Source organism: Corynebacterium lipophiloflavum DSM 44291, assembly GCF_000159635.1.
GTDB classification, from domain to species: Bacteria; Actinomycetota; Actinomycetes; order Mycobacteriales; family Mycobacteriaceae; genus Corynebacterium; species Corynebacterium lipophiloflavum.
The window spans coordinates 1-222 of sequence record NZ_GG667260.1 but is presented as its reverse complement, the minus strand read 5'-3'; the positions used below and the strand labels follow the sequence as shown (position 1 = coordinate 222).

Below are 222 nucleotides of genomic sequence, written 5' to 3'. Positions count from 1 at the left end.
GGCTTGGGTGGAGAGGATCTGGTTGATGAAGCCTTGAAGCATTTCTCGCATGAGATCGGGGGATGCTTGAGCGAGCAACTCGTCAAGGTAGGTAGTCGGGTCAATAGAATGGGGAGCAGCGGCCATCGCAGGTTGTCCTTTCGAGGAGATGTAGGAGTTGAGTCGAAAGCTACTGCGGTGGTCGCCTCACGCATTCATGAGGTCGTCACCGGCAGCTACAGG

General features: G+C 55.9%; 1 pseudogene. It reads right to left on the bottom strand.

Annotation, left to right across the window (positions count from 1 at the left end):
- A pseudogene (locus HMPREF0298_RS12350) lies at positions 1–126 on the bottom strand (IS256 family transposase); the annotation flags it as partial.
- Positions 127–222: the final 96 nt, after the last annotated feature.